This is a genomic window from uncultured Methylobacterium sp., assembly GCF_964251405.1.
Classification (GTDB): Bacteria; Pseudomonadota; Alphaproteobacteria; order Rhizobiales; family Beijerinckiaceae; genus Methylobacterium.
This window is the reverse complement of record NZ_CAXUJR010000030.1, coordinates 24,888-33,776: the sequence shown is the minus strand read 5'-3', so window position 1 is coordinate 33,776 and position 8,889 is coordinate 24,888. Positions and strand designations below refer to the sequence as shown.

Annotated in this window: 9 protein-coding genes and 1 tRNA gene; 4 read left to right on the top strand and 6 right to left on the bottom strand. The window is 67.9% G+C overall.

The window, feature by feature from the left end; all coding sequences use genetic code 11:
- Positions 1-280 precede the first annotated feature (280 nt).
- Positions 281-952: a metallophosphoesterase family protein gene (locus ACFE7U_RS08000; RefSeq protein ID WP_375409203.1), complete on the top strand. Its 672-nt coding sequence runs from the start codon at positions 281-283 to the stop codon at positions 950-952.
- 124 nt (positions 953-1,076) lie between these two features.
- The gene (locus tag ACFE7U_RS07995) at positions 1,077-1,991 is read left to right on the top strand and encodes a manganese catalase family protein (protein ID WP_375409202.1); all 915 of its coding nucleotides are present in this window, start codon (positions 1,077-1,079) and stop codon (positions 1,989-1,991) included.
- 76 nt (positions 1,992-2,067) lie between these two features.
- Here ACFE7U_RS07995 and ACFE7U_RS07990 read toward each other — a convergent pair whose 3' ends face one another.
- From ACFE7U_RS07990 to ACFE7U_RS07980, 3 genes are all read right to left on the bottom strand, one after another.
- The gene (locus ACFE7U_RS07990) at positions 2,068-2,577 is read right to left on the bottom strand and encodes a cupin domain-containing protein (protein ID WP_375409201.1); all 510 of its coding nucleotides are present in this window, start codon (positions 2,575-2,577) and stop codon (positions 2,068-2,070) included.
- Between the two features lie 189 nt (positions 2,578-2,766).
- Positions 2,767-2,838 (bottom strand) — tRNA-Thr (locus ACFE7U_RS07985).
- A 103-nt stretch (positions 2,839-2,941) separates the two neighbouring features.
- Complete coding sequence (locus ACFE7U_RS07980) at positions 2,942-3,298, bottom strand: 4-fold beta flower protein (RefSeq protein WP_375409200.1); 357 nt, start codon at positions 3,296-3,298, stop codon at positions 2,942-2,944.
- A 318-nt stretch (positions 3,299-3,616) separates the two neighbouring features.
- Between ACFE7U_RS07980 and ACFE7U_RS07975 the strand changes: the two genes are divergently transcribed.
- Positions 3,617-4,522, top strand: a complete 906-nt coding sequence (locus tag ACFE7U_RS07975; protein WP_375409199.1) for an alpha/beta hydrolase — start codon at positions 3,617-3,619, stop codon at positions 4,520-4,522.
- Between the two features lie 10 nt (positions 4,523-4,532).
- Here the strand turns inward: ACFE7U_RS07975 and ACFE7U_RS07970 are convergent, their stop codons facing one another.
- On the bottom strand, positions 4,533-5,693 hold the full coding sequence (locus tag ACFE7U_RS07970; RefSeq protein ID WP_375409198.1) for an endo-1,4-beta-xylanase: 1,161 nt from the start codon (positions 5,691-5,693) through the stop codon (positions 4,533-4,535).
- A gap of 218 nt (positions 5,694-5,911) precedes the next feature.
- Here ACFE7U_RS07970 and ACFE7U_RS07965 point away from each other — a divergent pair, with 218 nt between their 5' ends.
- Positions 5,912-6,568 (top strand): methyltransferase domain-containing protein, encoded by a 657-nt coding sequence (locus ACFE7U_RS07965; RefSeq protein WP_375409197.1) that lies wholly within the window; start codon positions 5,912-5,914, stop codon positions 6,566-6,568.
- On the opposite strand, the gene ACFE7U_RS07960 is transcribed toward ACFE7U_RS07965, so the two are convergent.
- Both ACFE7U_RS07960 and ACFE7U_RS07955 read right to left on the bottom strand, forming a co-directional pair.
- Complete coding sequence (locus ACFE7U_RS07960) at positions 6,552-6,980, bottom strand: acyl-CoA thioesterase (RefSeq protein ID WP_375409196.1); 429 nt, start codon at positions 6,978-6,980, stop codon at positions 6,552-6,554. The genes ACFE7U_RS07965 and ACFE7U_RS07960 overlap by 17 nt on opposite strands.
- A 28-nt stretch (positions 6,981-7,008) precedes the next feature.
- The gene (locus ACFE7U_RS07955; protein ID WP_375409195.1) at positions 7,009-8,775 is read right to left on the bottom strand and encodes a pyrroloquinoline quinone-dependent dehydrogenase; all 1,767 of its coding nucleotides are present in this window, start codon (positions 8,773-8,775) and stop codon (positions 7,009-7,011) included.
- Between the last annotated feature and the right edge of the window lie 114 nt (positions 8,776-8,889).

Below are 8,889 nucleotides of genomic sequence, written 5' to 3'. Positions count from 1 at the left end.
TCGTGCCAATGTTGCAGTGCGGCTTCGTGCGAGCAAACTTCTCTTTGGCCATCGTCACTTTCCTGCGGCAGGGTCGTATGAGCGGTCGTCGAAGATCGCTCGACAGGGTGGATCGCTCGACGGAGCGCCGGCATTGAAGACGCGGCTCCGATAGAGGCTTGCCGTCCGATGATCAAGGGACAGCGGTCGCACAACGGCGAGGGAGCCAACTTATGGAATCGAAACGCGTCGCGAGGAACGGACCCGACGTCGCCGTAAGGCCACCCGCGGAGACCTCGCGGTGACCGGTCTCACCTATGCGGTCGGCGACATCCACGGCTGCGCCGAGGCCCTCGACCGCCTCATCGACGTCATCGACCGGCATGGGGCCGGACGTCGTCGACGCCTCGTCTTTCTCGGAGACTACGTCGACCGCGGACCCGACAGTGCCGGCGTGATCGCGCGCCTGCGATCCCTCGAAGCCCGCGAGCCCGGCTTCGTCACCTGCCTGATGGGCAACCACGAGTCATTGATGATCGATGCCGGTCGACGAGGGCCCGGCACCACGACCTGGCTTGAGAACGGCGGCACCACCACCCTCGCGTCGTTCGGCATCTCCGACCCCGAGGCCCTGCCCCGCGATGTGCTCGGCTGGCTCTCGGGCCTCCCGACGGTGCATGAGGACGCGCAGCGATATTTCGTCCATGCGGGATTTCGACCGGGTCGCCTCGGCATCGACCCCGATGTCGCGACGCGCCTCTGGATCCGCGAACCGTTCCTCGGCACCGATTTCGACTTCGGCAAGCACGTGGTCCACGGGCATACCCCGCAAAGGACCGGCCGACCGGATCTCCGCCGCCATCGGAGCAACCTCGATACGGCCTGCGTCTTCGGGAGCGCTCTGACGGCGGCGGTGTTCACCGACGAAAGGGCCGCGCCCGCGGAGATCTTGCAGGTCGGCGCGCGGCCCTGACGCTCTATCGGGCGCGTCGCCCGGACCCGTCGGCCTCGGGCGGGAATCGGCCGGGCGCCGGAACCCATCGCCGCGTTAACCGTAGCCCTTCCACCAGAAACACTGGCCGCGAAGGTAATAACCTATGTTTATGCGCATCGATCGTCTGCAAGCTGAGCTTCCGCAGCCTAAAAGACCCGAGCCAAACGCCGCGGCAGCGCTGCAGGAGTTGTTGGGCGGTAAATACGGAGAGATGTCGACGCTTGGGAACTACATGTTCCAGAGCTTCAACTTTCGTAACAAGACCAAGCTGCGCCCATTCTATAGCCTCGTGTCGAGCATCTTCGCCGAAGAGCTCGGCCACGTCGAGCTCGTCTCCACCGGCGTCTCGATGCTGAATTGCGGCCCGGGCGACGACACCAAGGACGTCGACATCTCCAAGGCGCCGTTCAAGGACATGCAGGATATCCGGCTCGCCGGCAGCTTCCTGAGCAACGGCGGCGGCGCCATGCCGATGAACAGCAACGCCGCGTCCTGGAACATGGACATGGTCACCACGACCGGGAACCTGATCATCGACCTGCTGCACAATTTCCACCTCGAATGCGGTGCCCGGATCCACAAGCTGCGCGTCTACGAGACGCTCAGCGATCCGACCGGTCGCGAGGTCTGCGGCTACCTCCTCGTGCGTGGCTCGGTCCATGCCCACGCCTACGCGCTGGCTCTCAAGAAGCTCACCGGCGTCGAGATCGAGAAGATGCTGCCGACGCCGAATATCGACCTCAGCCGCATTCCCGAGTGTCAGAAGTACCTGAACGAGGGCAGTCACCGGCGCCTCTACCATTTCAGCCCGGACGATTACCGGGAGGCGGCCGGCGTCTGGTCCAACGACGAAGTGGCGCTCCCGGGCGATCCGCCGGGCAACCTCGAAATCGTGGACGGTCTTCCCGAAGGTGGAAAGATCCCGGAGCTCGACGGCAACTACGGTGCCTTCGCACCCGATTACGCGCCGGAAGAGATCTTCGAGGTCGCGAGCAAGCTCTACAAGAAGAGCCGCTGAGCGCGACCCATCGCCGGCGTGGGGAGACTCACGCCGGAAACCGGGCGGTGGATGTATCCGGAAGCCTTACCTGCCGTCACGGATGCTTGTGAATCGGATCGACCCAGTGAACCGCCTCGGGGCGTTCGACGGGCTCCACATCGGTGATGTTGACCACCACCGCCTCGTTGTCGGAACGAACGAGCACACAGTGCAGCGCCTCGTTCGGATCGGCATTGATCTCTTGATGCGGCACGTAGGGCGGCAGGAAGATGAAGTCGCCCGGCCCTGCCTCGGCGACGTATTCGAGCCGGTCTCCCCAGCGCATCCGGGCGCGACCCGAGACCACGTAGATCACGCTCTCTAGAGCGCCATGGTGATGAACCCCGGTCTTCGCGTCGGCTGCGATGGCGACGGTCCCGGCCCAGATCTTCTGAGCCCCGACCCGGGCATGGTTGATCGCCGCCTGCCGAAACATCCCGGGTGTCTGCGCGGTATTGGCGTCGAGCATGTCGCCCGGGATCACACGGACGCCGTCGTGCTTCCAGCGTTCGGCGCCCTCAAGCGAATGCTCGTGCGGCGACTCATCGTGCTGGTCGTCCTGCATGGCCGTCACACCCTGTTGCGCTGAATCGCCATCATCCTAGCGCGTCCTCGCGCTCCCGGAAGCCCGACGCGGAGAGGTGGACGGAATCAGTTGACGAGACGCGTGAAAGCTCGTTGCCCACACGCCCAATCGGACTGCCGGTGGGCCAGCGCTTCGATCGATCACTTGGTGCTTGGGTCACGACATCGGTGCCGGTGGAGAGGATTGAACTCCCGACCTTCGGTTTACAAAACCGCTGCACTACCGCTGTGCTACACCGGCGACCGTGCCCGCTTGCTACCAGCCGTGGCTTGCACGTTCAACCCGCAGCAAGGCAGTTCCCCATCGATCGAGGCTGCACGGCCGCCCATCGGCGGTCGAAGCGTCACACGAGTTGTGCGAAGGTGCGAGTGGACCAGGTCGTGGTCTGGACCGGGCGACCGGTGATCGTCTCCGCGGTTCGCGCCGCCTTGGCCGGCTTCGGCCGGCGCGGCGCAGGAGTGGATTTCGCCAGCCGCTCGGGTTTCGTCGGGCCACGGATCGCGTCGCTCTCGAAGAGCAGGCAATCGCCCTGACCATCGATGATCCAGCCATCCTGGAACCAGCCGACGAGATGACCCGGATAGGCGAACACCATGTCGCCGTCGAAATAGGCGGCCGGCTTGCCGTCCCAGAAATAGATCGACCGGCCGTCCTCGCAGAACGCGACCGCCTGGCCCTGACGATCGAAAAACGAAATCATGGCTGCCAGGCTCCCGCGTCCGACAATCGAACGCTGCGCCTGAGATAGTGCGCGGCCCTAAAACTGCGAGGCCGGCAGCCGGAACGGAGTCGATCAGGATCGCCGAGGGTGTGATGCCGTCAGCCGATCGAGGGCGAGCGGAAGAGTCGATCCGGCTCGCTCCGCGACGGCCGGCGCCAGCCCGGAGCAAGCGGGATCAGCGACGATGAACGGACACCTCGAGCCCGTCATCACGATGCGGTGTTCCTCTCCGACCGGCCATGAATCCGCCCCGTCCGTCATGGCATCAGGCCGGCATCGCCCCGTTCCGAGAGACGAATGACCCGACTCCTCGCCGTCGCCGCCAGCTTGCTCACCCTCGTCATCGGCGCGCTTGGCGTCGCCTCCTGCTCTCCCCTCGCCCTGTTCGACGCGCTGGGGCCGCGCGACAGCGGAGGCCGGCTCGCCTTGAGGGATGCGGCCTACGGCACGGAGCCGCGGCGGCGGCTCGACGTCTTCGTCCCGGTGGCGGCCACGGCCGGAGCTCCGGTGCTGGTGTTCTTCTACGGCGGCTCGTGGAAGGGCGGGTCGAAGGAGGATTACGCCTTCGTCGGTCAGGCCCTGGCGGCGCAGGGCTTCGTCACGGTGATGCCGGACTATCGGCTTTACCCGGAGGTGCGATTCCCCGCCTTCCTCGACGACGGGGCCGCGGCCATCGCTTGGGTTCGCGACAACATCGCGGGCTATGGCGGCGACCCGCGCCGGATCGTGCTCGCGGGCCATTCGGCCGGCGCCTACAATGCGGTGATGCTGGGCCTCGATCCGCGCTACCTGCGCCGGGCCGGTGTCGATCCGCGAGCGATCCGCGCGGTCGCGGGCCTATCGGGTCCTTACGATTTCCTGCCGCTCGACGAGGGGACCGCCCAGCAGGTCTTCGGCGAGGCCCCCGACAAGGCCGCGACCCAGCCCGTAACCTTCGCGGGCCTCCATTCCCCGCCGGCCTTCCTGGCGACCGGCGAAGCGGACGCGATCGTGCGGCCGCGCAACACCCAGAATCTCGCGGCGCGGCTGCGCGATGTCCGCGTGCCGGTGCAGGAACGGGTCTATCCCGGCCTCGATCATGCCGACACGCTCCTGGCACTCTCGATCGCCTTCCGCTCGAAGGCGCCGGTGCTGGCCGAGATGACGACCTTCCTCAAGCAATACGCCGAGGCTCGCCCCTCGACCACGGCGGGCCGGCGCTGACGCTGTGCGGTCAGACGCCCCGCAATCGGACGCGGGCGGCCCGGTGATCGGGCGCATCCGTGAAGGCCTTGTGCATCGCTCGCCATAGGGGGGTGCGCCGGTAGGCCTCGTCGAGGGGAAGCGCGCGCTGGGGCAGGCCGTCCTTGCGGCGGCGCTGCAGGTTCGCATTGAGCCAGGTGTTGGGGTTGGTGATGTCCCAGGTCGTCACGTTGAGGACTGCCGGCTCGTCGAGGACGACGTCGAGGAAGCGGCGGGCGAAATCCGCCACCTTGCGGTCTCGCACCGCGACATCGGCCGGATAGGCGCGATCGTCGACGTCGAACTCGGTGATCTCGATCGACAGCCCCATCGCGGCGATCTCGCGCAGGAAGCCGCGCAGCCGTGCTTCGTCGAGGGCGTGGGTGCTGTAGATGTGCCCCTGCAGGCCGAAGCGGCGGATCGGGACACCACGAGCGATCATGCCGCCGAGCGTCTTCAGCACCATGGCGCGGCGCCGGTTGATCCAGTCCGCGGAGAGTTCGAGGTCGTTCTCGTTCCATAGGCCGGCTGCGCCGGGATCGACCTCCCTCAGACTCTCGAAGGCGAGGTCGAGGTAGCGAGGCCCGAGGGCATCGAGCCAGGGACTGTTGCGCAGGCCGCCCTCCCGCCCGTCCTCGGGTCCGCAGATCTCGTTGACGACATCCCAGGACTCGATGCGGCCGCGGTAGCGCCCTGCGATCAGGCCGATCCAGCGCCGCATCAGGGCTTCGCCCTCGCGCCGGTTGATCCGAGCCCTCGCCCAGTCCGGCAGGGCCTCGTGCCAGATCAGAGTGGTGCCGCGCAGGCGCTGGCCATTGGCCCGCGCGAAGGCGAGTGTCTCGTCGCCCCCCGCAAAGGCCTGCCGCCCCGGCTCCGGCCAAGCGTAGTTCATCTTCATCTCGTTCTCGGCGACCACCAGCCCACATTCGCGAGCGAGCGCGCGGCCATAGGCAGGGTCCCGCCGCAGGGGTGTGATGTTGACGGCCGAGCCGTAGGCCAGCCCCTTGGCCGAGGCCGCCGCGTGGAGACTGTCGGCGGCCCAGGAGCCCGCCTGCGCCGGGAATGGGGCACAGAGCGAGGCCGCAAGGCCGCCCGCCAGCACCGCCCTGCGGCTGGGCCGATCGCCGGGTCCGGCATGGGTCTGTCTGGTCATGGGATCGAACCGGAACGAGGGCGGCCCTCAGCCGGGGCCGCGCGGCCCCTTTCGGTTAGCATGATCGACGAGGAGGTTTGCGTCCCACAACGTCCTGGCGCTCCGATTGCGGAGTGGGACGGCATGCGGTTCGTTTCGGACGACCCCGTCCCGATGCGGGCGGGCGACCTTCGGAACGGTCCCGCATTGGCACGCCGGGTGCAGGACAGGGATATGCGATGTGGTGGGTCAAGCCGACGAAGGCCGACGTCTACGGAAATCGTTTCCGGCAGAGGCGGGTACGTGCCTTCCTGGCGATGTGCGACGAGGTCCTGGCGACAAAGTCGACCTGTCGCGTTCTCGATCTCGGCGGTGCGGCCGAGTATTGGCTCGGGCTCGAGCCGCTCTGGAAGGACCGGCCGCTGCACTTCACGCTGGTCAATCTCTACCCTGAGAAGACACCCGATGCCCGTTTCACGGCGCGCATCGGCGACGCCTGCGCGCTGTCCGACATCGCCGACGGCAGCTTCGACATCGTCCATTCGAACTCAGTGATCGAGCATGTCGGCAGCTGGCACAACAAGGCGCGAATGGCCGCCGAGATCCGCCGCATCGCCCCGCGCTACTACGTGCAGACGCCCAATTACTGGTTCCCGGTCGAACCGCACCTGCGCACGCCACTGATCCACTGGCTGCCGCGCCCCTGGCAGCGCAGCCTCGTCATGAGGGGTGCCCACGGGTTCTTCCCGAAGGCCGAGACCCTCGACGAGGCCGACCGCATTCTCTCCGACTCGAGCCTCCTCGACGCAGCCGAGATGGCAGCCCTCTTCCCCGACGCCCGCATCGAGCGGGAATGCTTCGCGAGACTCGTGAAATCGCTCATCGCGATCCGGTAGGCTCCTCAGCCGCCTCATCCTCGGGCGGCACCACCCGCGGTCGCCTGTCGGCGTCGATCGCGACGAATGTGAAGCGACCCTCCGTCACCTTCATGGTCGCCTCGCCGGTGCGCTCGCGCCGCCAGACCTCGACCTGGATGCGGATCGAGGTGCGGCCGACGGCGACGATCCAGGCATAGAGGCTGACCTCGTCGCCGACGAAGACCGGCGAGTGGAAGGTCATGGCGTCCACCGAGATCGTGGCGCAGCGCCCCCGGGACCGGCGTGCGGCGACGTTGCCGGCGGCGAGATCCATCTGGCCCATCAGCCAGCCGCCGAAGATGTCCCCGGCCGGGTTGGTGTCCGAGGGCATGGCGATGGTGCGAACCACCGGCGCGCCCCTGTCGGTGGGCTGTGCCTGGGCGGTATCCATGGTCGAGACCTTTCGGGCGTGCGGACCGTCAGTCGGGGAGCGCGAAGACCACCAATGCATCGCCGGTGCCGAAGCCCGATCCCTTGGTGTAGGAGGCACCGCCCGCGGCGACCGCCACGTATTGCGTCGCTCCGAGCGAGAAGGTCACCGGCGGCCCGCTGATGCCGGCACCGCACTGGAAGCGCCACAGCACCGCGCCGCTCTGGGCATCGTGCGCGTTGAGATGACCGTCCTCCTCACCGGAGAAGACGAGGCCGCCGGCGGTCGCCAGCGTTCCGCCGGACAGCCGGGTCTTCGACCTCACCGACCACGAGATGGCGCCGCCGACCGCGAGATCGACCGCGGTGAGGGCCGAGAAGGCCGGTTCGCCCGGCGCATCCGCCGTCTCGGTGTACCGGATCGCCGGGCGCCCGGCTGTGGCCGCGACGGTCTTGACGACGTAGGTGGTGGCGCTCTGGCGGACCTGGGCGTAGGCGGCGCCCTTGGCCGCGTCGTAGGCGACCGGGTGCCACGAGATCGCGCCAAGCGGCCCCGGGCTCACCACGGTGCCGGCCTCGGTCGGAGGAGCGAACAGGTTCTTCTGCCGCACAAGGGAGGCCGAGCGCCCGAGCAACGCCCCGCTCGCCCGGTCGTTGACGTAGATCCAGCCGGTCTTGCTCGCCTGGGCGACCGCCTTCACCGGCCCCTGCGGCGTGGCGTAGTCCATCAGGAACGGCGCACTCGCCACGTCGTAGCCCCATTCATCGTGGGGAACGTGCTGATGGTACCAGCGCAGGACGCCGGTGCGGACGTCGAGGGCGACGAGGCTGACCGAGTAGAGGTTGTCGCCGGGCCGAGAGATCCCGAAATTCTGCGGCGCCGGGTTGCCGGTGCCGACATAGATGAGGCCGAGCGCCGGGTCGTAGGCGGGGGTCATCCACAACGAGCCGCCGCCGACCTTCCAGGAACCGGAGAACTGCGCCGCCGCCGCCTTCTCGGCGGGGATGTCGCGCTGCAGCGGCAGGCCGTCGAGGGTCTTGTCGACGAAGCCGCCCTCCCAGCCATCGGCCTTGGTGACGTACCAGCGCCAGCGCTCCTGGCCGGTGTCGGCGTCGTAGGCGGCGAGCCATCCGCGGCGTCCGTAGCCGCCCTCGATGCCGACCACCGCGCCCTCGCCGACGCCGCCCTTGTCGGATTCGACGTGGAGCCCGTAGCCGGCCCCGGCGACTCCGACGATGATGAGCCCGTCGGCGACGAGGGGAGGCATCTTGAAGCCGAGCCGGCTCGACCCCTGGACGCCCTTGGCCCCGAGCGTGGCGGCCAGATCCGAGGCGGTCTCGGACTCGCCCTCCTCCGGGCGCACCGCCTCGTGATCCCAGACCACCTTGCCGGTCTTGGCGTCGAGGGCGATCAGGCGCCCGTCCATGGTCGCCTCGAAGACCTTGCCGCCCGAGACGGCGACTCCACGGTTCGAGGCCGGGCCGAAGATCTTCTCGGTGCGCGCCTTGTGGGTATAGGTCCACAGCACGCGGCCGGTCCCGGCCTCCAGAGCCGCCACGTGGTTCTGGGTGGTGGAGACGTACAGCACCCCGTCCACCATTACCGGCTCGGCCTGGAAATAGCCGGTGATCCCGGTCTGGAACATCCAGGCCGGGCGCAGCCGCTTCACGTTGGTCCGGTCGATCGCCGTCAGGGGCGAGAAGTGTTGGTTGGTGTGGTTGCGCCCGAACATCGGCCAATCCTCGGCCTGGGCCGAGAAAGTGGCGACGATGGAGACGGCGGCCGCGAGGACGTGCCGGACGGCGTTGCCGACCATGAGACTGTTCCCTTCCCTTGTTGTTGCGGCCGGTCCGGGTCCTGGTGTCCGGCACGACGGAATTCCGATCCCTCTTGCGGGGAGGGATCGAGGGTGGAGGTGGCTGGGCGACCC